At 52.3% G+C, this 22,879-nt stretch carries 23 protein-coding genes; 20 read left to right on the forward strand and 3 right to left on the reverse strand.

Annotation, left to right across the window (positions count from 1 at the left end; genetic code table 11):
* Window positions 1-101 precede the first annotated feature (101 nt).
* The 7 genes from FQ015_RS06005 to FQ015_RS06035 all read left to right on the forward strand — a co-directional run bounded on the left by FQ015_RS06005 (window position 102) and on the right by FQ015_RS06035 (window position 6,548).
* Window positions 102-662 (forward strand): fimbrial protein, encoded by a 561-nt coding sequence (locus FQ015_RS06005; protein ID WP_160523833.1) that lies wholly within the window; start codon window positions 102-104, stop codon window positions 660-662.
* Between the two features lie 84 nt (window positions 663-746).
* Complete coding sequence (locus tag FQ015_RS06010) at window positions 747-3,383, forward strand: fimbrial biogenesis outer membrane usher protein (protein WP_160523834.1); 2,637 nt, start codon at window positions 747-749, stop codon at window positions 3,381-3,383.
* A gap of 19 nt (window positions 3,384-3,402) precedes the next feature.
* Window positions 3,403-4,155 carry a fimbria/pilus periplasmic chaperone gene (locus tag FQ015_RS06015; RefSeq protein ID WP_160523835.1) on the forward strand — a complete coding sequence of 251 codons (753 nt, stop codon included), beginning with the start codon at window positions 3,403-3,405 and terminating at the stop codon, window positions 4,153-4,155.
* 15 nt (window positions 4,156-4,170) lie between these two features.
* The gene (locus tag FQ015_RS06020) at window positions 4,171-4,686 is read left to right on the forward strand and encodes a fimbrial protein (protein ID WP_160523836.1); all 516 of its coding nucleotides are present in this window, start codon (window positions 4,171-4,173) and stop codon (window positions 4,684-4,686) included.
* Window positions 4,683-5,171 (forward strand): fimbrial protein, encoded by a 489-nt coding sequence (locus FQ015_RS06025; RefSeq protein WP_160523837.1) that lies wholly within the window; start codon window positions 4,683-4,685, stop codon window positions 5,169-5,171. Before FQ015_RS06020 ends, FQ015_RS06025 begins: the two co-directional genes overlap by 4 nt.
* On the forward strand, window positions 5,168-5,707 hold the full coding sequence (locus FQ015_RS06030; protein ID WP_160523838.1) for a fimbrial protein: 540 nt from the start codon (window positions 5,168-5,170) through the stop codon (window positions 5,705-5,707). The genes FQ015_RS06025 and FQ015_RS06030 overlap by 4 nt, the downstream gene beginning before the upstream one ends.
* Before the next feature lies 1 nt (window position 5,708).
* A complete protein-coding gene (locus FQ015_RS06035; protein WP_039020352.1) occupies window positions 5,709-6,548 on the forward strand; it encodes a StfH/YfcO family fimbrial adhesin in 840 nt (279 codons plus the stop codon).
* A 57-nt stretch (window positions 6,549-6,605) separates the two neighbouring features.
* Here the strand turns inward: FQ015_RS06035 and smrB are convergent, their stop codons facing one another.
* Window positions 6,606-7,157: an endonuclease SmrB gene (smrB, locus tag FQ015_RS06040; protein ID WP_000730533.1), complete on the reverse strand. Its 552-nt coding sequence runs from the start codon at window positions 7,155-7,157 to the stop codon at window positions 6,606-6,608.
* Window positions 7,158-7,321: 164 nt separating this feature from the next.
* Between smrB and prmB the strand changes: the two genes are divergently transcribed.
* From prmB to FQ015_RS06070, 6 genes are read left to right on the forward strand one after another with little or no spacing between them, the layout of a single operon-like run.
* Entirely contained in the window at window positions 7,322-8,254 is a 933-nt protein-coding gene (gene prmB, locus FQ015_RS06045; RefSeq protein WP_001298774.1) for a 50S ribosomal protein L3 N(5)-glutamine methyltransferase, read from the forward strand.
* Between the two features lie 34 nt (window positions 8,255-8,288).
* Window positions 8,289-9,374, forward strand: a complete 1,086-nt coding sequence (gene aroC, locus FQ015_RS06050) for a chorismate synthase (protein WP_001353064.1) — start codon at window positions 8,289-8,291, stop codon at window positions 9,372-9,374.
* A 2-nt stretch (window positions 9,375-9,376) separates the two neighbouring features.
* Window positions 9,377-10,201 (forward strand): penicillin-insensitive murein endopeptidase, encoded by an 825-nt coding sequence (gene mepA, locus FQ015_RS06055; RefSeq protein ID WP_001043810.1) that lies wholly within the window; start codon window positions 9,377-9,379, stop codon window positions 10,199-10,201.
* Entirely contained in the window at window positions 10,201-11,010 is an 810-nt protein-coding gene (locus FQ015_RS06060) for a sulfite exporter TauE/SafE family protein (protein WP_000447348.1), read from the forward strand. The genes mepA and FQ015_RS06060 overlap by 1 nt, the downstream gene beginning before the upstream one ends.
* Window positions 11,010-11,558 carry an elongation factor P hydroxylase gene (epmC, locus tag FQ015_RS06065; RefSeq protein WP_039020353.1) on the forward strand — a complete coding sequence of 183 codons (549 nt, stop codon included), beginning with the start codon at window positions 11,010-11,012 and terminating at the stop codon, window positions 11,556-11,558. The genes FQ015_RS06060 and epmC overlap by 1 nt, the downstream gene beginning before the upstream one ends.
* 33 nt (window positions 11,559-11,591) lie before the next feature.
* Window positions 11,592-11,867 carry a YfcL family protein gene (locus FQ015_RS06070; RefSeq protein ID WP_032184715.1) on the forward strand — a complete coding sequence of 92 codons (276 nt, stop codon included), beginning with the start codon at window positions 11,592-11,594 and terminating at the stop codon, window positions 11,865-11,867.
* Window positions 11,868-12,085: 218 nt separating this feature from the next.
* Here the strand turns inward: FQ015_RS06070 and mnmC are convergent, their stop codons facing one another.
* Window positions 12,086-14,092 (reverse strand): bifunctional tRNA (5-methylaminomethyl-2-thiouridine)(34)-methyltransferase MnmD/FAD-dependent 5-carboxymethylaminomethyl-2-thiouridine(34) oxidoreductase MnmC, encoded by a 2,007-nt coding sequence (gene mnmC, locus FQ015_RS06075; RefSeq protein ID WP_160523839.1) that lies wholly within the window; start codon window positions 14,090-14,092, stop codon window positions 12,086-12,088.
* A gap of 158 nt (window positions 14,093-14,250) precedes the next feature.
* On the opposite strand from mnmC, the gene fabB reads away from it, so the two are divergent.
* A complete protein-coding gene (gene fabB / locus FQ015_RS06080; RefSeq protein ID WP_000817187.1) occupies window positions 14,251-15,471 on the forward strand; it encodes a beta-ketoacyl-ACP synthase I in 1,221 nt (406 codons plus the stop codon).
* Between the two features lie 266 nt (window positions 15,472-15,737).
* The gene (locus FQ015_RS06085; RefSeq protein ID WP_000127791.1) at window positions 15,738-16,916 is read left to right on the forward strand and encodes an arabinose transporter; all 1,179 of its coding nucleotides are present in this window, start codon (window positions 15,738-15,740) and stop codon (window positions 16,914-16,916) included.
* Here FQ015_RS06085 and flk read toward each other — a convergent pair.
* Complete coding sequence (flk, locus tag FQ015_RS06090; RefSeq protein WP_000615830.1) at window positions 16,913-17,908, reverse strand: flagella biosynthesis regulator Flk; 996 nt, start codon at window positions 17,906-17,908, stop codon at window positions 16,913-16,915. The two genes, FQ015_RS06085 and flk, sit on opposite strands and share 4 nt — an antisense overlap.
* A gap of 98 nt (window positions 17,909-18,006) precedes the next feature.
* On the opposite strand from flk, the gene pdxB reads away from it, so the two are divergent.
* The 5 genes from pdxB to accD all read left to right on the forward strand — a co-directional run bounded on the left by pdxB (window position 18,007) and on the right by accD (window position 22,846).
* Window positions 18,007-19,143 carry a 4-phosphoerythronate dehydrogenase PdxB gene (gene pdxB, locus FQ015_RS06095; RefSeq protein WP_160523840.1) on the forward strand — a complete coding sequence of 379 codons (1,137 nt, stop codon included), beginning with the start codon at window positions 18,007-18,009 and terminating at the stop codon, window positions 19,141-19,143.
* A gap of 65 nt (window positions 19,144-19,208) precedes the next feature.
* Entirely contained in the window at window positions 19,209-20,222 is a 1,014-nt protein-coding gene (locus tag FQ015_RS06100; RefSeq protein ID WP_001289165.1) for an aspartate-semialdehyde dehydrogenase, read from the forward strand.
* Window positions 20,222-21,034: a tRNA pseudouridine(38-40) synthase TruA gene (gene truA / locus FQ015_RS06105; protein ID WP_001283592.1), complete on the forward strand. Its 813-nt coding sequence runs from the start codon at window positions 20,222-20,224 to the stop codon at window positions 21,032-21,034. Before FQ015_RS06100 ends, truA begins: the two co-directional genes overlap by 1 nt.
* An 82-nt stretch (window positions 21,035-21,116) precedes the next feature.
* Window positions 21,117-21,776, forward strand: coding sequence for a DedA family protein (locus FQ015_RS06110; protein ID WP_000364335.1), 660 nt, complete (start codon window positions 21,117-21,119; stop codon window positions 21,774-21,776).
* A 155-nt stretch (window positions 21,777-21,931) separates the two neighbouring features.
* On the forward strand, window positions 21,932-22,846 hold the full coding sequence (gene accD / locus FQ015_RS06115; protein WP_160523841.1) for an acetyl-CoA carboxylase, carboxyltransferase subunit beta: 915 nt from the start codon (window positions 21,932-21,934) through the stop codon (window positions 22,844-22,846).
* Window positions 22,847-22,879: the final 33 nt, after the last annotated feature.

Genomic DNA, 22,879 nt, shown 5'->3' on the forward strand with positions numbered 1-22,879 from the left:
ATATGATGTTCAATGGTTAACTAAAAGCGTCAGACATAATATATACAATAATATTATGTCAGTTGCTTGTATTATACATTTTAATGATTTAAGGACAAATAATGAGTAAGTTTGCCAAAACAGCCATTGCTGCCGCAATGGTGATGGGCGCAGTTGTCTCCATGTCAGCATTTGCTGCAGGCAACAACGGTACTGCACGTTTCTATGGCACCATTGAAGACTCCCCGTGCTCTATCGTTCCAGACGATCACAAACTGGAAGTGGATTTAGGCAACATTGGTGCAGAAGCACTCAAAAACAACGGGACTACCACGCCGAAAGATTTTCAGATTCGTTTACAGGACTGCGTATTTGATACCCAAACGACCATGGAAACGACGTTCACGGGTAACGTTTCTACGGGAAACGAGAATTACTACACCATTTTTAATACCGATACAGGTGCTGCGTTTAACAACGTAAGCCTGGCGATTGGTGATAAGCAAGGTACTTCCTATAAAAGCGGTGCTGGCATTAAACAGGCGATCGTAAATGACTCAGCAACCAATAAAGGCAAACCTAAACAGACTCTGAACTTCAAAGCCTGGTTAGTCGGTGCGGCTGGTACGCCTGACCTGGGTGGTTTTGAAGCGAATACCACCTTCCAGATTACCTATCTCTAAGGTAATTCACCCCCATAGCATCGCGCTATGGGGGATTTTAGCGAGTTTTTGAACTTATTATAATAATCACGGATGAATACGTGTATGCCTGACCATTCCCTTTTCCGCTTACGGGCGCTTCCCTGGTGCGTTGCCGTGGCCATCTCTGGATGCCATATCAATGCCTGGGCTGATGAAGATATTCAGTTTGATTCCCGTTTTCTGGAATTAAAAGGCGACACGAAAATCGATTTAAAACGATTTTCAAGCCAGGGTTATGTTGAACCGGGTAAATACAGTTTACAGGTTGAGGTGAATAAACAGCCATTACCCGGTGAATATGATATTTACTGGTATGCTGCAGAAAATGATGCCAATAAGACTTACGCCTGCCTGTCGCCAGACCTGGTGGCACTGCTTGGTTTCAAAGAAGACATTGCGAAAAATTTGCAATGGGTTCACGACGGTAAATGCCTTAAGCCAGGCCAATTTGACGGTCTGGAAATGCGCGCTGATTTAAGCCAGTCCGCACTTCTTATCACCTTACCGCAGGCTTATCTTGAATACAGCGATGTCGACTGGGACCCTCCCTCGCGCTGGGATGATGGCATCTCAGGTTTAATTGCCGATTACAGCATCAATGCCCAAACCCGACATGAAGAAAATGGCGGTGATGACAGCAACGATATCAGCGGCAACGGTACGGTTGGCGTTAACCTCGGGCCGTGGCGCCTGCGAGCCGACTGGCAGAGCGATTATCAGCATACCCGCAGTAATGATGAAGAGACAGAAGACAGCACCGAAAGAAACTGGGACTGGAGCCGTTACTATGCCTGGCGCGCGTTACCGAGCCTGAAAGCCAAACTGGCACTCGGTGAAGATTACCTCGATTCCGATATTTTCGATGGCTTTAACTACATCGGCGGTAGTATCAGTACTGACGATCAAATGCTGCCGCCGAACCTGCGCGGCTATGCCCCGGATATTTCCGGCGTGGCCCATACGGCGGCGAAAGTCACCGTTAGCCAGGCCGGGCGCGTAATCTATGAAACCCAGGTGCCAGCCGGGCCATTCCGTATCCAGGATCTTGCCGATTTTAGTTCTGGTACGCTGCATGTGCGCATTGAAGAGGTGAACGGTCAGGTGCAGGAGTATGACATCAGCACTGCCTCCATGCCGTTCCTGACTCGCCCGGGCCAGGTGCGCTACAAAATTATGATGGGGCGACCACAGGAGTGGGGGCACCATGTGCAAGGCGGGTTCTTTTCCGGTGGCGAAGCGTCCTGGGGGATAGCAAACGGCTGGTCACTGTATGGCGGGGCGCTTGGCGATGAAAATTACCAGTCAGCCGCGCTTGGGATTGGTCGCGATCTCTCCGTTTTCGGTGCGATGGCCTTTGATATCACCCACTCGCATACCCGACTTGACGATTCGACCGCTTACGGAAAAAGCACGCTCGACGGTAACTCTTTCAGAGTCAGTTATTCCAAAGATTTTGATGAACTCAACAGCCGCGTCACCTTCGCCGGATACCGCTTCTCGGAAGAGAACTATATGACCATGAGCGAGTACCTGGACGCAAATGACAGCGCAATGGTCCGCTCAGGCAATGATAAAGAGATGTACACCGCCACCTATAACCAGAACTTCAGGGATGCCGGTGTTTCTGTTTACCTGAACTATACGCGCCACACCTATTGGGATCGTGATGAACAGACCAACTACAACGTAATGCTCTCCCACTATTTCAATATGGGCGGCATTCGTAACATGAGTATCTCTCTGACCGGTTATCGCTACGAGTATGACAACAGCGCTGACAAAGGCGTCTACATCTCCTTAAGTATGCCGTGGGGCGATAGCAGCGTTGTGAGTTACAACGGTAACTACGGTAGCGGTCCAGACAGTAGCCAGGTGGGGTATTTCAGCCGTATCGATGACGCCAGTCATTATCAGATAAACGTTGGCAACAGTGAAAACCACTCCAGCGTGGATGGTTATTACAGCCGTGACGGTTCAATGGCCCATGTGGACCTCAATGCTAACTACCATCAAGGACAGTACACCTCTGCCGGCTTATCGCTACAGGGGGGCGCTACGCTCACGGCTCACGGTGGTGCGTTGCACCGAACTCAAAATATGGGCGGGACGCGATTACTGATTGACGCTGACGGTGTCGCTGACGTACCGGTCGAAGGTAATGGCGCAGCGGTTTACACCAATATGTTTGGTAAAGCCGTCGTTGCCGACGTCAATAACTACTACCGTAACCAGGCCACGATTGACCTGACCAAACTGCCAGAAGACGCCGAAGCCACGCAGTCAGTGGTGCAGGCGACGCTTACCGAAGGCGCCATTGGCTACCGTCAATTTGCGGTCATCAGTGGGCAAAAGGCGATGGCTGTCCTGCGTATGAGTGATGGCAGTTATCCGCCATTCGGTGCGGAAGTGAGTAACGAACATGACCAGCAGGTCGGCCTGGTTGATGATGACGGCAACGTCTATCTGGCCGGGGTAAAAGCGGGCGAACACATGCGTGTCTCATGGAATGGCGAACCCCATTGTGAGATTTCTCTGCCAGACCCGCTGCCCGCCGACCTGTTCAACGGCCTGTTACTGCCGTGCAAGCAACAAGGCACTGTCATGCCTGCGGCTCCGGCAGAGGTTAAACCGATGATTCAGGAACAGACGCAGCAGGTCACACCTGGTGCGGAACCTATGGCTATTTCAGCAAACCAATAACGTGATTAAGGATTGATCCATGTATACATTGACTCGCTCTGCAAAAAGAGTTACCCCGGCGCTGGCGCTGCTGGTGGCGGCCGCCAGTTTTACAACCCACGCATCGGTGACGCCCGACCGCACACGCCTGATCTTCAATGAAGGTGACAAATCTATCAGCGTCACGTTGCGCAATAACGACCCGAAGCAGCCCTACCTGGCGCAAAGCTGGATGGAGGACGAAAAGGGCAACAAAATCAGTTCGCCACTCACGGTACTGCCGCCGGTACAGCGTATTGATGCGATGATGAATGGTCAGGTAAAAGTCCAGGGAATGCCGGATATCAACAAGTTACCGGCCGATCGTGAGAGCATGTTCTACTTTAACGTGCGTGAAATCCCGCCAAAATCGAACAAACCTAATACGCTGCAAATTGCCCTGCAAACGCGTATCAAATTGTTCTGGCGACCCAAGGCACTGGCAAAAATTGACATGAGGGAGCCGTGGCAGCACAAGGTGACGTTAACCCGCAATGGTCAGGCGTTTACCGTCAATAACCCCACGCCGTATTACGTGATTATCAGCAATGCCAGCACACAGAAAAATGGTAATCCGGCAGCCGGGTTTACGCCGCTGGTCATGCCGCCGAAATCGTCCGCACCGTTGAATGTGAAGATAGACACTGTGCCGGTGCTGACTTACGTCAACGACTACGGCGCGCGAATGTCGCTGAACTTTAAATGCACTGGCAATGATTGCCTGGTGGATGCAGAGCAAAGCCGCAAAGGCTGATGCCGGGAGAGTCTTATGAAATACACGTTTCTGGTGGGAACGGGCATTTTTCTCCTGAGCGGCTGGCTGATGGGGAATATTGCTGTCGCAGGACAAAGTAAACCGGTGATATTGACGTTGCGCGTTTTGGTGGATGCGCCACCGCCCTGTTCCGTAAAGGGGAGCAATGTGCAATTTGGCCAAGTCTACATTAGCAAAATCAATGGCACGAATTACCGCACCACGCAGCCGCTTTATACCCTGAACTGTGATAACAGGGCGGTGGGCCTTGATGATCTGCGGATGCAGCTTAAAGGCACCACTACCGTGATTAACGGGGAAACTGTCATTGCGACGGAAATACCCGGCCTGGGTATTCGCATTGAAAATGGTGACGATAACTCCCTGTTCAGAGTGGGTGAAGGTAACTGGTCTGATTTTAATGCTAACCAGTTGCCCAACCTCACAGCGGTGCCGGTAAAACAGAGCGGAGTGCAGCTTACGCCAGCGGAATTTAACGCCAGTATGACGATGGTGGTGGATTACCAATGAAAAAACGCTTGTTACTTTTACTTTGCACCTGCGGTGGCGTTGCGCTGGCGGCTGAGGATGACATCACCTTCCACGGTACGCTGGTGGCACCGCCTGCCTGTGCTATCAGCGATGGAAAGACCCTCGAAGTGGAATTTCGCGATCTCATCATCGACAGTATCAACGGAGACTATGGTCGCAAGGAAGTGGTATATGGCCTGAGCTGTGACTCTGACACGCGCGATCCCGAGTGGAATATGACACTCACCTGGACGGGTACGCAGACCGCCTACAATGACTCGGCTATCGAAACAGACGTTCCCGGCTTTGGTATTGAACTTCAGCACGATGGTCAGCCTTTTAAGCTGAATACTCCGCTTACTATTAACGCCACCGATTTTACCCAAAAGCCGAAGCTGGAAGCCGTGCCAGTGAAGTCAGCCGATGCGGTGCTGAGTGATACCACGTTTTCAGCCTATGCAACATTGCGGGTGGATTATCAATGAAGACAGAACGTATTTATTCGCTCGGCTATGGGCTGTTAGCGGGCCTGTTGTTGATCGGCAGCACGCGTGCCCTGGCCGTGGACAACAACCTGCATTTTTACGGCAATTTAATTAGCCGCTCTTGTACGCTGGTAGTTGATAGCGGAAATCTGGCCGAAGTCCATTTTCCGACTATCAGTCGTCGGGATCTTATGGTCGCGGGGGAGTCTGCGCACATGCCGGTGGTGTTTAAGTTGAAAGATTGTAAGGGGCCTGCCAGTTATCAGGTCCAGGTGACTCTTACCGGTACGGAAGACAGTGAGCAGCCCGGTTTCCTGGCGCTGGATACCACATCAACCGCGCAGGGCGTCGGGATTGGGATGGAAACGACGGACGGGGTACGGGTGGCGATTAACGACCCAACCGGGGCGAAATTCACGCTTAGCGATGGCAGCAATGACATTAATTTCAGGGCCTGGTTACAGGCGAAAAGCGGTCGGGAAGTGACGATGGGCGATTTTACCGCCTCCTTAACCGCAACCTTTGAGTATATTTAAGATGAGAAAATGGACGTTGTTTTTTTTAAGCCTGGTCTTTATAGCATCAAGCTTCATAACCCCCGCCAGTTATGCCAAAGATAAGCTAATGAGCGCAAGTTTTAATAGTGTCAAAGTTTATTATGGTCAGGCTACACAGTATCTTGCCGGAATGACTTTCTACGTGTCAGTGTTAACACCGAATGAGGTCGCTTATGGTTCGTATAACTCCGCAACCTACAAGGGCAGTGAAGCCAGGCTGCTTTCGTGGACAGGAAGTGGTCCTGCCCCTGTTCTGATTCTGGATGATTTTGGGCCCGTGAGTAACGCATTTTGTCCTGGTATTGATACGGCTTGGTATCGGTGTGCTTTTATGACGTTTAAAGTCACGGTCCAGTCTGATGACTATGGGTGTCCGTGGATCTCCTCGTATTATGCAATCACAACAGAGCGGTGGACTACGGCATACACTGGCCCAACAGCTCATGCCACAGTATGCCCAACGATCCCGGTTGCTTCATATGATATTTCCTGGAATGAGAGCTCTGTGAGCAAGAGTAAACTGTTACAACTAAAATCCACAGGGACGATAATCACCACTACACTTTCGACCTACCTGATGGAGGATGGAAAGCTATGTGATGGAAGTGTTTTTGATCCGCGTGGCGCGTACTGCCGCGTGGTTTCTGAGTTGTTAACCTTCACTTCTTACGGTTGTGACGAATCAACGGTGACTGTCACACCGACACGCCATCCAGTTACCGATAAACAGTTACACGACATTGTGGTGAAGGTAAATACCAGCAGTCGGCAACCGATTGATTCTACGTGCCGTTTCCAGTATGTGCTGAACGAATTGTAGTGTTAATCTTTCACCGACCAGATAACTGGTCGGTGAAAGTGCATGTTGATAATGATGTCAGGGCAACTCAGGCGGCAACCACTCTTCCACTTCAATCAACACTAATAAAGCTGCATCACCGCCGTACTCTTTCGGTGCCTGGTGAAACGCCATCACATGGGGATGTTGTGCCAGCCACAGCGGCGTTTGCTGCTTCAAAATATGCTTACCATGACCATGCATCACGCAGGCGCAAAACACATGTTCACGACGGCAGGCAGCAATCAAAGCCCCAAGTTCCTGCTTAGCTTGCAATTGCGTCAAACCGTGTAAATCCAAAAACAACTCCGGCGAATAATCGCCGCGGCGCAGTTTCTTCGCTTCAAAGTGGCTGACATCCGGACGGACATATTTCACCGGACCTTCGGTATTCAATAACGGTTGAAACTCATCGGAGAAATAATGGCTGGCATCGGCCTGTTCCTGAATTAACCGCTTGACCGGTACTTCGCTAATTTTTTTACGCAGCGGCCGATGGACAATGGTGTCCTGCTTTATCTGGCGGGTTCCCGCCATCAACTGGCGAAAAAGCGCCTGGTCCTCCTCGCTAAGTGATGATTTCTTTTTCATTTACATCTCTCATTTCTAATTTTCCTACAGTTTACCCGACTCGTCGTCTAATCGATCGTTTTAAACGTATTTTTCCTCACTCACCGCGCGTGAATGCTGATTTATCGTCATCTTCATGGCAAACTAGCCGCCGAAATTAATGCGACCATGCCCTGGAGGAATACGTGGATAAAATTTTCGTTGACGAAGCAGTAAATGAGCTGCAAACCATTCAGGACATGTTGCGCTGGTCGGTGAGCCGCTTCAGCGCGGCAAATATCTGGTACGGCCACGGCACCGATAACCCGTGGGATGAAGCCGTACAACTGGTGCTGCCATCGCTCTACCTGCCGCTGGATATTCCGGAAGATATGCGCACCGCGCGTCTGACTTCCAGCGAAAAACACCGTATTGTTGAGCGCGTGATCCGCCGCGTCAACGAACGCATTCCGGTGGCCTACCTGACCAACAAAGCCTGGTTCTGCGGCCATGAATTTTACGTCGATGAACGTGTGCTGGTGCCGCGCTCGCCGATTGGTGAACTTATCAACAATAAATTTGCCGGACTCATCAGCAAGCAACCGCAGCACATTTTAGATATGTGCACCGGAAGCGGCTGTATTGCGATTGCCTGCGCCTATGCCTTTCCGGAAGCAGAAGTCGACGCGGTAGACATCTCTCCTGACGCGCTGGCGGTTGCTGAACAGAACATCGAAGAACATGGTCTGATCCACAACGTCATCCCGATTCGTTCCGATCTGTTCCGGGACTTGCCGAAAGTGCAGTACGACCTGATCGTCACTAACCCGCCGTACGTCGATGCGGAAGATATGTCCGACCTGCCAAATGAATACCGTCACGAGCCGGAACTGGGTCTGGCATCTGGTACTGACGGCCTGAAACTGACGCGTCGTATTCTCGGTAATGCGGCAGATTACCTTGCTGATGATGGCGTGCTGATTTGTGAAGTCGGCAACAGCATGGTACATCTTATGGAACAATATCCGGATGTTCCGTTCACCTGGCTGGAGTTTGATAACGGCGGTGATGGTGTGTTTATGCTCACCAAAGAGCAGCTTATTGCTGCACGAGAACATTTCGCGATTTATAAAGATTAAGTAAACACGCAAACACAACAATAACGGAGCCGTGATGGCTGGAAACACAATTGGACAACTCTTTCGCGTAACCACCTTCGGCGAATCGCACGGGCTGGCGCTCGGCTGCATCGTCGATGGTGTTCCGCCAGGTATTCCGCTGACGGAAGCAGACCTGCAACACGATCTCGACCGTCGTCGCCCTGGGACATCGCGCTATACCACTCAGCGTCGTGAGCCGGATCAGGTCAAAATTCTCTCCGGTGTTTTTGAAGGCGTTACTACCGGCACCAGCATTGGTTTGTTGATTGAAAACACTGACCAGCGTTCTCAGGATTACAGCGCAATTAAAGACGTTTTCCGTCCAGGCCATGCCGATTACACCTACGAACAAAAATATGGCCTGCGCGATTATCGCGGCGGCGGTCGTTCTTCCGCTCGCGAAACCGCCATGCGCGTTGCAGCAGGGGCGATTGCCAAAAAATATCTCGCTGAGAAATTTGGTATAGAAATTCGCGGCTGCCTGACCCAAATGGGCGACATTCCGCTGGAAATCAAAGACTGGTCTCAGGTCGAGCAAAATCCATTCTTCTGCCCGGATCCGGACAAAATCGAAGCCTTAGATGAACTGATGCGCGCGCTGAAAAAAGAGGGCGACTCTATTGGCGCGAAAGTCACCGTGGTGGCCAGTGGCGTCCCTGCCGGACTTGGCGAGCCGGTCTTTGATCGCCTTGATGCTGATATCGCCCATGCGCTAATGAGCATTAACGCGGTGAAAGGTGTGGAAATTGGTGATGGTTTTGACGTGGTAGCGCTGCGTGGCAGCCAGAACCGTGACGAAATCACCAAAGACGGTTTCCAGAGCAACCATGCGGGCGGCATTCTCGGCGGCATCAGTAGCGGGCAGCAAATCATTGCCCATATGGCGCTGAAACCGACCTCCAGCATTACTGTGCCTGGACGCACCATTAACCGCTTTGGCGAAGAAGTTGAGATGATCACCAAAGGCCGTCACGATCCTTGTGTTGGGATCCGCGCGGTGCCGATCGCGGAAGCGATGCTGGCGATCGTTTTAATGGATCACCTGTTACGGCAACGGGCGCAAAATGCTGATGTGAAGACTGATATTCCACGCTGGTAAAAATGAACAAAACTGCGATTGCGCTGCTGGCCCTGCTTGCCAGTAGCGCCAGCCTGGCAGCGACGCCGTGGCAAAAAATAACCCAACCTGTGCCGGGTAGTGCACAATCGATAGGCAGTTTTTCAAATGGCTGTATCGTTGGTGCTGATACGCTGCCGATACAGTCCGAACATTATCAGGTCATGCGTACCGATCAGCGTCGCTATTTCGGGCACCCGGACCTGGTGATGTTTATCCAGCGTCTGAGTAGCCAGGTGAGCAATCTGGGTATGGGCACGGTGCTGATTGGCGATATGGGAATGCCTGCTGGTGGGCGTTTCAATGGCGGTCACGCCAGTCATCAGACCGGACTGGATGTGGACATCTTCCTGCAACTGCCGAAAAAACGCTGGACCTCCGCGCAACTCTTGCGCCCGCAAGCATTAGATTTGGTTTCCCGCGACGGTAAACACGTTGTCCCGACGCTGTGGAAGCCCGAAATTTTCAGCTTGATTAAACTCGCCGCGCAGGATAAAGACGTCACGCGCATTTTTGTTAATCCGGCGATTAAACAACAACTTTGCCTTGATGCGGGCACCGATCGCGACTGGTTACGTAAAGTGCGGCCCTGGTTCCAGCATCGCGCCCATATGCATGTACGATTACGTTGTCCTGCCGATAGCCTGGAGTGTGAAGATCAACCTTTACCGCCACCGGGCGATGGTTGCGGGGCAGAATTGCAAAGCTGGTTTGAACCACCAAAACCGGGAACAACAAAGCCTGAGAAGAAGACACCGCCTCCGTTGCCGCCTTCCTGCCAGGCGCTACTGGATGAGCACGTGATCTAATGGAAACGTTTAATAGCCTGTTTATGGTTTCCCCGCTATTACTGGGACTCCTCTTTTTTGTCGCCATACTGGCGGGATTTATCGACTCTATTGCCGGGGGCGGTGGGCTACTCACCATTCCGGCATTAATGGCGGCGGGGATGTCTCCGGCTAACGCGCTGGCAACCAATAAACTGCAAGCCTGCGGTGGTTCTATTTCTGCCACTATCTATTTTATTCGCCGCAAAGTGGTTAGCTTAAGCGATCAGAAACTTAATATCGCCATGACCTTTATCGGCTCAATGAGCGGCGCTTTACTGGTGCAGTACGTTCAGGCTGATGTCTTGCGGCAGATTTTGCCCATTCTGGTGATTTGTATTGGGCTTTATTTCTTACTGATGCCCAAACTGGGAGAAGAAGATCGCCAGCGTCGGATGTATGGACTGCCATTTGCGCTGGTGGCGGGGGGCTGCGTAGGTTTTTACGATGGATTCTTTGGCCCGGCTGCCGGATCGTTTTACGCGTTAGCCTTCGTTACGCTGTGCGGCTTTAACCTCGCCAAAGCCACGGCCCACGCCAAATTACTCAACGCAACGTCAAACATCGGCGGTTTGCTGCTGTTTATTCTCGGCGGCAAAGTGATTTGGGCGACAGGATTTGTGATGCTGGTGGGGCAGTTCCTCGGCGCGCGCATGGGGTCAAGACTGGTGTTGAGCAAAGGACAAAAGCTGATTCGCCCGATGATTGTTATCGTCTCGGCGGTAATGAGTGCCAAATTACTTTATGATAGCCACGGACAGGAGATCCTCCACTGGTTGGGGATGAACTAATGAATAGTACACACCACTATGAGCAGTTGATTGAAATTTTTAATAGCTGCTTTGCCGATGAATTTAATACCCGTCTGATTAAAGGCGACGACGAACCGATCTATCTTCCTGCTGATGCGGAAGTACCGTATAACCGAATCGTCTTTGCTCACGGCTTTTATGCCAGCGCAATTCATGAGATTTCGCACTGGTGTATTGCCGGGAAAGCGCGCCGTGAGCTGGTTGATTTCGGCTACTGGTATTGTCCGGACGGACGCGATGCCCAAACGCAAGGCCAGTTTGAAGATGTTGAAGTGAAGCCGCAGGCGCTGGACTGGTTGTTCTGTGTGGCGGCGGGATATCCGTTTAATGTCAGTTGCGACAATCTGGAAGGGGATTTCGAACCGGACCGCGTGGTATTTCAACGGCGGGTACATGCACAGGTGATGGATTATCTGGCAAACGGTATTCCCGAGCGTCCGGCACGCTTCATTAAAGCACTACAAAATTATTATCACACGCCGGAACTTACGGCGGAACAGTTCCCGTGGCCGGAAGCGCTCAACTGAAGCCTGCGCCACGTTTTACAATGAGGAAAGAAGATGATCGCGGAGTTTGAATCACGCATTCTGGCATTAATCGACGGTATGGTTGACCATGCCAGTGATGATGAGTTGTTTGCCAGTGGGTATTTGCGTGGCCACCTGACATTAGCCATCGCAGAACTGGAAAGTGGTGATGACCACTCCGCCCAGGCGGTACATACGACCGTTAGCCAGAGTCTGGAAAAAGCCATTGGTGCCGGTGAGTTGTCGCCGCGAGACCAGGCGCTGGTGACCGATATGTGGGAAAATCTGTTTCAACAGGCGTCACAGTAGTAAGTTGTTGGCGTCTGGAGCGTCATGCCTGATGCGACGCTTATCGCGTCTTATCAGGCCTACAGGTTTTACGTAGGTCGGATAAGGCGTTCACGCCGCATCCGACATTGAGTGCATAATGCCTGATGCGACGCTTACCGCGTCTTATCAGGCCTACAGATTTCACGTAGGTCGGATAAGGCGTTCACGCCGCATCCGACAAACGCTGCCAAAGCAGATTACCCTGCCTTAACCGCTTTCCCTTTCAACAACTTCCGCACCCATAACCGATTTGGATTTAACGCCGCCAGCGTATTGCTATCCATCGGAATCGGTTCGTCGCTCATCTGCGCTGCCAGAATCTCGGCACACAGCGGGGCAGAGCACAAACCACGCGAACCTAAAGCCGCAAGCATAAAGAGATCGTCATAAACCGGTGCGCTTACCGCGTTGTCTTTCTGTTCCGCCAGAGAGGCATATTCTGCGAGCGTTGCCTCATAATCAGGGACATTGCCTACCATTGGCAGATGATCTCGGGTGGCACAACGCACACCACAGCGAGCGTCTTTATCACTGACATCAACCTCTTTTACCCACTGCGCCTGCGGGAAACAATCAATCAACCGCTGGCGATTCTGCAGCTGGTCTTCATCACTGTACGCCGTATCTTCGCTGCCGCGATGATAACTGGCACCAATACAATGGTGCTGATTCGCCGGATTTTGTGGCGTGAGATAACCGTCATAGCACAGCACCTGCTTCAGCTTCGCCAGTTCCGGCGTTGTTGGAATATGGCTGACCTGACCGGCAACGGAATACACCGGCAGAGACAACGTTTGGCTGAAACCGCTGATTTGATGCCCGTTCGCCAGTACCACCACGCTATGCGTCGCTTGCTGATCACCCGCAAAATTCAATAACCAACAGTCATCCTTACGGGATAAATCCTTTAACTGATGTTGATAACAAATCTGCAAACCCTGCTGTTGTGCCAGCTCCAGCACATTACGGGTCAGCTCTGCCGGACACAGCCAACCACCTTGCGGATAAGTAATACCGCTGCAATTTGTCGCAACGCCCGTAATTTGTTCAACCGCCTTAGCATCAACGGCCACAGCCAGTTCTGCGGGTAAATCCATCGACAGCATTTGTGTGATTTTGTGCTGATTTTTCTCATCCCAGCCTAACTGCGTGACGCCGCACCAGTCATGATCAAATTTAACAGGCAATAAATCGTAAAGCCGACGAGCAAAAGTAAACGCATTGGAGAAAAACCGGTTTAGTGCTTCATCATGTTTACTTAAGAGCGGATACAGCGCCCCCTGGCGATTGCCGGAAGCACCCAGCGCGGGGGCTTCATCCGCGCAATAAAGCGTTACCTGCCAGCCGCGCCGTAATAACGCCAGCGACAACAACGCGCTGGCGATACCACCGCCAATAATCGCCGCTTCCCGTTTGCGACTACCCGTACGGTTAAACCACGGCGTGGAGCAGGGGAGGGGTAATGTCTGTTCCATCACCCCACAAAGCATTTCCCGTTTACGCCCAAACCCTTTGCGCTTTTGCATGGTGAATCCGGCTTCCTGCAAACCCCGGCGGACAAAACCGGCAGACGTAAATGTCGCTAGCGTACCGCCCGGACGCGCCAGCCGGGCCATGGCGTTAAACAGATTTTGCGTCCACATATCCGGGTTCTTCGCTGGCGCAAAGCCGTCCAGAAACCAGGCATCTACTTTTTGATTTAGCGAATCGTCCAGTTGGCTGGTCAGTTCGTTAATATCGCCAAACCATAAATCCAGCGTCACGCGGCCTTCATCGAGCAATAAACGATGGCAACCGGGCAAGGGCAAAGGCCACTGCGCCTGAAGTTTTTCTGCCCACGGTGCCAGTTCTGGCCAGTGTTGATGCGCTAATCCTAAATCCGCACGAGTGAGGGGAAATTTCTCAAAACTAATGAAATGTAAGCGTTGTAATTGCGCTTGCGGATGAGCTTCGCGAAACTGATCAAATGCCTGCCATAGCGTCAGGAAGTTTAATCCGGTGCCGAAGCCGCTCTCTGCTACCACAAACAGAGGATGCGGATGTTCAGGAAAGCGTGCCTCTAATTGGTTACCCCTAAGAAAAACATAGCGTGTCTCTTCCAGTCCGTTATCGTTGGAAAAATAGACATCGTCAAAATCTCGGGAAACAGGTGTACCCTCAGCATTAAATTCGAGGTTGGCAGGTTGTATGGCGTAGTGTTTCACGTAAGTTACTCGTCTTACAGGCGGTGGCTCGATCTTAGCGATGTGTGTCAGGCTGCGCAAATTTCTCTATTAATTGGCTGATCGGACTTGTTCGGCGTACAAGTGTACGCTATTGTGCATTCGAAACTTACTCTATGTGCGACTTACAGAGGTATTGAATGAAACGTGCAGTGATTACTGGCCTGGGCATTGTTTCCAGCATCGGTAATAACCAGCAGGAAGTCCTGGCATCTCTGCGTGAAGGACGTTCAGGGATCACTTTCTCTCAGGAGCTGAAGGATTCCGGCATGCGTAGCCACGTCTGGGGCAACGTAAAACTGGATACCACTGGCCTCATTGACCGCAAAGTTGTGCGCTTTATGAGCGACGCATCCATTTATGCATTCCTTTCTATGGAGCAGGCAATTGCAGATGCTGGCCTCTCCCCGGAAGCTTATCAGAATAACCCGCGCGTTGGCCTGATTGCAGGTTCTGGCGGCGGTTCCCCGCGTTTCCAGGTGTTCGGTGCTGACGCTATGCGTAGCCCGCGCGGCCTGAAAGCGGTTGGCCCGTATGTGGTCACCAAAGCGATGGCATCTGGCGTTTCTGCCTGCCTCGCCACGCCGTTTAAAATTCACGGCGTTAACTACTCCATCAGCTCCGCGTGTGCGACTTCCGCACACTGTATCGGTAACGCAGTAGAGCAGATCCAACTGGGCAAACAGGACATCGTGTTTGCTGGCGGCGGCGAAGAGCTGTGCTGGGAAATGGCTTGCGAATTCGACGCGATGGGCGCGCTGTCTACTAAATACAACGACACCCCGGAAAAAGCCTCCCGTACTTACGACGCTCACCGCGACGGTTTCGTTATCGCTGGCGGCGGCGGTATGGTGGTGGTTGAAGAGCTGGAACACGCGCTGGCGCGTGGGGCTCACATCTATGCTGAAATCGTTGGTTACGGCGCAACGTCTGATGGTGCAGACATGGTTGCTCCGTCTGGCGAAGGCGCAGTTCGCTGCATGCAGATGGCGATGCACGGTGTTGATACGCCAATCGACTACCTGAACTCTCACGGTACTTCAACTCCGGTTGGCGACGTGAAAGAGCTGGCGGCTATCCGTGAAGTATTCGGTGATAAGAGCCCGGCGATTTCTGCAACCAAAGCCATGACCGGTCACTCTCTGGGCGCTGCGGGTGTGCAGGAAGCTATCTACTCTCTGCTGATGCTGGAACACGGTTTTATCGCACCGAGCATCAACATTGAAGAGCTGGACGAGCAGGCTGCGGGTCTGAACATTGTGACCGAAACGACCGATCGCGAACTGACTACCGTTATGTCTAACAGCTTCGGCTTCGGTGGCACCAACGCCACGCTGGTAATGCGTAAGCTGAAAGATTAATTCGGAGTAGGTCGGATAAGACGCGTCAGCGTCGCATCCGACGATACGCGCCAGTGCCGCCTCCGGCACTAAAGAAAAAGGGAACCCGATGGTTCCCTTTTTCACATCATTGACAATCGCCGCCTGTTCCAGGCAAACTTCCCGCTTTGTCGATTTCCTTCTGAAAAGACGTACGCGTTAAATCCTGCCAACGCGTACCGTAACCCTGAAACCAGAGAGATGAGACGGGGAAATTCCTCGCCTCGCGCTGCATTCTGGAGTAATGCATGACTGCTGTAAGCCAAACCGAAACACGATCTTCTGCCAATTTTTCGCTTTTCCGCATCGCTTTTGCGGTTTTTCTCACCTACATGACCGTAGGGTTACCATTGCCGGTTATCCCGCTGTTTGTTCATCATGAGCTGGGCTATGGCAACACCATGGTCGGGATTGCCGTCGGCATTCAGTTTTTGGCTACGGTGCTGACGCGTGGCTATGCCGGGCGACTGGCCGATCAATATGGTGCAAAACGTTCGGCGCTTCAGGGGATGTTAGCTTGTGGTCTGGCGGGGGGCGCACTGCTGTTGGCGGCGATTTTGCCCGTCTCCGCACCGTTCAAATTTACTCTGTTGGTCGTCGGACGTTTGATTCTTGGCTTTGGTGAAAGCCAGTTACTGACGGGCGCTCTGACCTGGGGATTGGGCATCGTTGGACCAAAACATTCCGGCAAAGTGATGTCATGGAACGGAATGGCGATTTACGGTGCCCTCGCTGTTGGTGCGCCGCTTGGCCTGTTGATTCATAGCCATTACGGTTTTGCTGCCCTGGCGCTCACCACAATGGCATTACCCATACTGGCGTGGGCCTGTAACGGCACAGTGCGCAAAGTACCGGCCCTGGCGGGAGAACGTCCATCGCTGTGGAGCGTTGTCGGGCTTATCTGGAAACCAGGGTTAGGTCTGGCGCTACAAGGTGTTGGTTTTGCGGTTATCGGAACTTTCGTTTCGCTCTACTTTGCCAGCAAAGGATGGGCGATGGCGGGCTTTACTCTTACCGCGTTTGGCGGGGCATTTGTCGTGATGCGCGTAATGTTTGGCTGGATGCCGGACCGTTTTGGCGGCGTGAAAGTGGCGATTGTTTCTCTGCTTGTAGAAACAGTGGGCTTGTTGCTGCTCTGGCAGGCGCCAGGTGCGTGGGTCGCATTAGCGGGCGCGGCCTTAACCGGAGCTGGATGTTCGCTTATCTTTCCAGCGCTGGGCGTGGAGGTGGTTAAACGTGTACCGTCACAAGTTCGTGGCACCGCACTGGGCGGATACGCCGCGTTTCAGGATATCGCCCTCGGCGTCTCCGGGCCGCTGGCGGGAATGCTGGCGACCACGTTTGGTTACTCTTCGGTATTTCTTGCCGGGGCGATCTCTGCGGTGCTGGGAATTATTGTCACGATACTGTCGTTTCGTCGGGGTTAACGAACCAGCCAGACCAGCATCAGGATAATCGCGACTAATAGTATCCACAGCGCGGGACGCGTTGCCATATTTTGCAACGTGTCCATCATCGGTGGAAAAGGATTAAGCAGCGGTTGCATATCACGCGGATCAATCCCTTTAACCCGCCGTTGATAAAGCTGATTAAGGATATCCTCCGCCTGGGCTGAAGAAAGCGATGATTGCGCAGAAAGGCCATATTTTTGCTGGATATATGCCGATAACGCCGCCAGTTCACTGGCGTCTAAAGGTTGTTTCAGCGCCATCTGTAGTGATTCCAGCGTCGGCGTATTTTGCTGGCTTAGCGTCTGACGCGCCTGCAGCCAGGTCACCAGATGGTTAAACAGTTTCGCTGGAATTAACTCACCATCTTTCACCCCGGATAGTTCCAGCATCGATTGCCAGATCTGCTTGCTGGGTTCTCCCGTTGCCGCCGCAAGTTTGGTAACCAGCTGTTTGAGCGTATTGTGCTCCGCCGGTAATAACGGACGGTCGGTCGCCTCGCGCTGCTGCGGTTGCGGGATAACCATCTTCCCTTCCTGCAACAGGGTGAGAATGGTTTTTAATTGCTCCGGTGAGAGCTGATTCAGTGGCGTCTGACCAAAGTTATGACGAATATAATCCGTGACCGCCTGACGATTATTCCCCAGGCGTAAATACTCACCCAATTGGGCTAAAAGCTGGCGGGCAGAATGGCTTTTTTGCGCGGTCAGCAAACGTTGCGCCAGATTATGCTCAGCGGCGGGAAAGTGACGCGAAAGTAGCGGCGAATCTCCCGACAGGCCAATATCATGCCTGATACCCGCCCACAGTTCTGCTCTTTGCTGTTGCGTCAGCGAAGTCACTTTCGTCATTAAGCTTTCCAGCGAAGTACGTTGCTGACTGGATAAAGGCTGATTGCCCGCGCCAGACGGCAGGTTATCTCCCTGACCTGGTGGTTGCCCAGGAGGAGGGCCGGAAATAGGTTGTATCATTACGTATCCTTATACCTGAAATCATCGCAAGTATGCCTGGCCGCGAGATTATGGCACACTTGTCCGGTTAACTCTCGTCTCATACAGGTAACACAAACGTGAAAATCCTTGTTGATGAAAATATGCCTTATGCCCGCGACTTATTTAGCCGTTTGGGTGAGGTGACTGCGGTTCCGGGGCGTCCAATCCCAGTAGCTCAACTGGCAGATGCGGATGCGCTGATGGTGCGTTCGGTCACGAAAGTGAATGAATCTTTGCTGGCAGGAAAGCCCATTAAATTTGTTGGCACAGCCACAGCGGGAACCGACCATGTCGATGAAGCATGGTTAAAGCAGGCGGGAATTGGTTTTTCCGCAGCACCTGGCTGTAATGCGATTGCGGTGGTGGAATATGTTTTCTCCTCACTGCTGATGCTTGCTGAACGCGATGGATTTTCACTGCATGAGCGTACCGTGGGGATTGTGGGCGTTGGTAACGTTGGTCGGCGTTTACAGGCGCGACTGGAAGCGATGGGGATCAAAACCTTGCTTTGCGATCCGCCGCGTGTCGATCGTGGGGATGAGGGCGATTTCCGTTCGTTGGATGAATTAGTCCAGCATGCGGATATCCTGACATTCCATACGCCACTCTTTAAAGACGGACCGTACAAAACGCTGCATCTGGCGGACGAAAAACTGATTCGTAACCTGAAGCCGGGAGCGATCTTGATTAACGCCTGCCGTGGCGCAGTCGTCGATAATACTGCCCTGTTGACCTGTCTGAATGAAGGTCAGAAGTTAAGCGTTGTGCTGGATGTCTGGGAAGGCGAACCGGAACTCAACGTAGAATTGCTGAAAAAAGTGGATATCGGCACGCCGCATATTGCGGGCTACACCCTCGAAGGTAAAGCCCGTGGCACTACGCAAGTATTTGAAGCGTATAGCAAGTTTATTGGGCATGAGCAACACGTTGCGCTTGATACGTTGCTACCCGCGCCAGAGTTTGGCCGTATTACACTGCATGGTCCGCTCGATCAACCGACGCTGAAAAGGCTGGTGCATTTGGTGTATGATGTGCGCCGCGATGACGCACCGCTGCGTAAAGTCGCCGGGATACCGGGTGAGTTCGATAAACTGCGCAAAAACTATCTTGAGCGCCGTGAATGGTCATCTCTGTATGTGATTTGTGATGACGCCAGTGCGGCATCATTGCTGTGTAAACTGGGTTTTAACGCCGTTCATCATCCGGCACGTTAATCTCTTCTTCATGCTCTTTGCTGTAATATTGGCAGGGAGCTTTGCTATTTCTGGAGTAAACCACCATGTCTGAAGGCTGGAACATTGCCGTCCTGGGCGCAACTGGCGCTGTGGGCGAAGCCCTGCTTGAAACGCTGGCTGAACGTCAGTTCCCGGTTGGGGAAATTTATGCACTGGCACGTAACGAAAGCGCAGGCGAACAACTGCGCTTTGGTGGTAAGACAATCACCGTGCAGGATGCCGCTGAATTCGACTGGACGCAGGCGCAACTGGCGTTTTTTGTCGCAGGCAAAGAAGCTACCGCTGCCTGGGTTGAAGAAGCGACCAACTCAGGTTGCCTGGTGATCGACAGCAGCGGATTGTTTGCTCTCGAACCTGACGTACCGCTGGTGGTGCCGGAAGTTAACCCGTTTGTACTGACCGATTACCGCAACCGAAATGTCATCGCCGTACCGGACAGCCTGACCAGCCAGCTGTTGGCAGCACTGAAACCGTTAATCGATCAGGGCGGTTTGTCACGTATCAGCGTCACCAGCCTGATTTCTGCCTCCGCCCAGGGTAAAAAAGCGGTCGATGCGTTAGCAGGGCAGAGCGCGAAACTGTTGAACGGTATTCCGATTGATGAAGAGGATTTCTTCGGTCGTCAGCTGGCGTTCAACATGCTGCCGTTACTGCCGGATAGCGAAGGTAGCGTGCGTGAAGAACGTCGTATCGTTGACGAAGTACGCAAAATCCTGCAAGACGAAGGGCTGATGATTTCGGCAAGCGTCGTCCAGGCACCGGTTTTCTACGGTCATGCCCAGATGGTCAACTTTGAAGCACTGCGTCCGCTGGCGGCAGAAGAAGCGCGTGATGCGTTTGCCCAGGGCGAAGATATTGTGCTCTCTGAAGAGAACGAATTCCCGACGCAGGTGGGGGATGCTTCTGGTACGCCGCATCTTTCCGTTGGCTGCGTACGCAATGACTACGGTATGCCGGAGCAAGTCCAGTTCTGGTCAGTGGCCGATAATGTTCGCTTTGGCGGCGCGCTGATGGCAGTAAAAATCGCCGAGAAACTGGTGCAGGAGTATCTGTACTAATGTCCGACCAGCAACAACCGCCAGTTTACAAAATTGCGCTGGGCATTGAGTACGACGGCAGTAAGTATTACGGCTGGCAACGGCAGAACGAAGTACGCAGTGTGCAGGAGAAACTGGAAAAGGCACTCTCTCAGGTGGCGAACGAACCGATCACCGTCTTCTGCGCCGGGCGTACCGACGCAGGCGTACACGGTACAGGGCAGGTTGTGCATTTCGAAACTACCGCGCAGCGTAAAGACGCTGCGTGGACGTTGGGCGTAAATGCGAATTTACCTGGTGACATCGCCGTGCGTTGGGTTAAAGCTGTACCTGATGATTTTCATGCCCGATTTAGCGCCACGGCTCGCCGTTATCGCTACATCATCTACAATCATCGGCTGCGTCCGGCAGTGCTGAGTAAAGGGGTAACCCATTTTTACGAACCGCTGGACGCTGAACGGATGCATCGGGCCGCGCAATGCCTGCTGGGCGAGAATGATTTCACCTCGTTCCGTGCGGTGCAGTGCCAGTCCCGAACCCCGTGGCGCAATGTTATGCATATTAACGTCACGCGTCACGGTCCTTATGTGGTGGTAGATATCAAAGCAAATGCCTTTGTACATCATATGGTGAGGAATATTGTCGGCAGCCTGATGGAAGTCGGTGCCAACAACCAGCCGGAGAGCTGGATAGCAGAACTGCTGGCCGCAAAGGACAGAACGCTGGCGGCAGCAACGGCAAAAGCGGAAGGGCTGTATCTGGTCGCGGTGGATTACCCTGACCGGTTTGATCTTCCAAAACCGCCAATGGGCCCGCTATTTCTGGCGGACTAACGAGAATAAAGCTCGGAAAATTTCAGGCTGTAGCCAACGTAGTTACGGCCTGAGAGATAACGAGTACAAGGCATAGGCAAATATGGACCTGATTTATTTCCTCATCGATTTTATCCTGCACATTGACGTGCATCTGGCAGAACTGGTCGCAGAGTACGGCGTCTGGGTTTATGCCATCCTGTTTTTGATTTTGTTCTGTGAAACCGGTCTGGTGGTAACGCCGTTCTTACCGGGAGATTCGCTGCTGTTTGTTGCAGGGGCACTGGCCTCGCTTGAAACCAACGATCTCAATGTTCATATGATGGTGGTACTGATGTTAATTGCCGCGATTGTTGGTGATGCGGTCAACTACACCATAGGACGGTTGTTCGGTGAGAAATTATTCAGTAATCCAAACTCGAAAATTTTTCGTCGTAGCTATCTCGACAAAACTCATCAGTTTTATGAAAAACACGGCGGCAAAACCATTATTCTCGCCCGTTTTGTGCCAATCGTCAGAACGTTTGCCCCCTTTGTCGCAGGGATGGGCCACATGTCGTACCGTCATTTCGCTGCCTATAACGTGATCGGCGCACTGTTGTGGGTACTGCTTTTTACCTACGCAGGCTATTTCTTCGGTACAATTCCGATGGTTCAGGATAACCTTAAGCTGCTGATCGTCGGGATTATTGTGGTTTCCATTTTGCCGGGCGTCATCGAAATTATCCGTCACAAACGCGCTGCGGCACGCGCCGCAAAATAAAAAGTAACTCCGCGGTTCGACCACTTTTTTATCCAAAGTTTCGGGCTGTTATGTTTTAATGTGCAACATTCATGGTCTGTTGGGGGCAAAAATGGCATTATGCGTCCCCAAAGATAAAACTGGCATCGAACCAGGTTCAGACAGAAAGGTCCCTAATGAGCTGGATTGAACGAATTAAAAGCAACATTACTCCCACCCGCAAGGCGAGCATTCCTGAAGGGGTGTGGACTAAGTGTGATAGCTGCGGTCAGGTTTTATACCGCGCTGAGCTGGAACGTAATCTTGAGGTCTGTCCGAAGTGTGACCATCACATGCGTATGACAGCGCGTAATCGCCTGCATAGCCTGTTAGATGAAGGAACCCTTGTGGAGTTGGGTAGCGAGCTTGAGCCGAAAGATGTGCTGAAGTTTCGTGACTCCAAGAAATATAAAGACCGTCTGGCATCTGCGCAGAAAGAAACCGGCGAAAAAGATGCGCTGGTGGTGATGAAAGGCACCCTGTATGGAATGCCGGTTGTCGCTGCGGCATTCGAGTTCGCCTTTATGGGCGGTTCCATGGGGTCTGTGGTAGGTGCACGTTTCGTACGTGCCGTTGAGCAGGCGCTGGAAGATAACTGCCCGCTGATCTGCTTCTCCGCCTCTGGTGGCGCACGTATGCAGGAAGCACTGATGTCGCTGATGCAGATGGCGAAAACCTCTGCGGCACTGGCAAAAATGCAGGAGCGCGGCTTGCCGTACATCTCCGTGCTGACCGACCCGACCATGGGCGGTGTTTCTGCAAGTTTCGCCATGCTGGGCGATCTCAATATTGCTGAACCGAAAGCGTTAATCGGCTTTGCCGGTCCGCGTGTTATCGAACAGACCGTTCGCGAAAAACTGCCGCCAGGATTCCAGCGCAGTGAATTCCTGATCGAGAAAGGTGCGATCGACATGATCGTCCGTCGTCCGGAAATGCGTCTGAAACTGGCGAGCATTCTGGCGAAGTTGATGAATCTGCCAGCGCCGAATCCTGAAGCGCCGCGTGAAGGCGTAGTGGTGCCACCGGTACCGGATCAGGAACCTGAGGCCTGATAACTGATAAGGGCAGGGCCACTGGCTCTGCCC

It is taken from the genome of Escherichia sp. HH26CH (genome assembly GCF_009820205.1).
GTDB classification, from domain to species: Bacteria; Pseudomonadota; Gammaproteobacteria; order Enterobacterales; family Enterobacteriaceae; genus Escherichia; species Escherichia coli_F.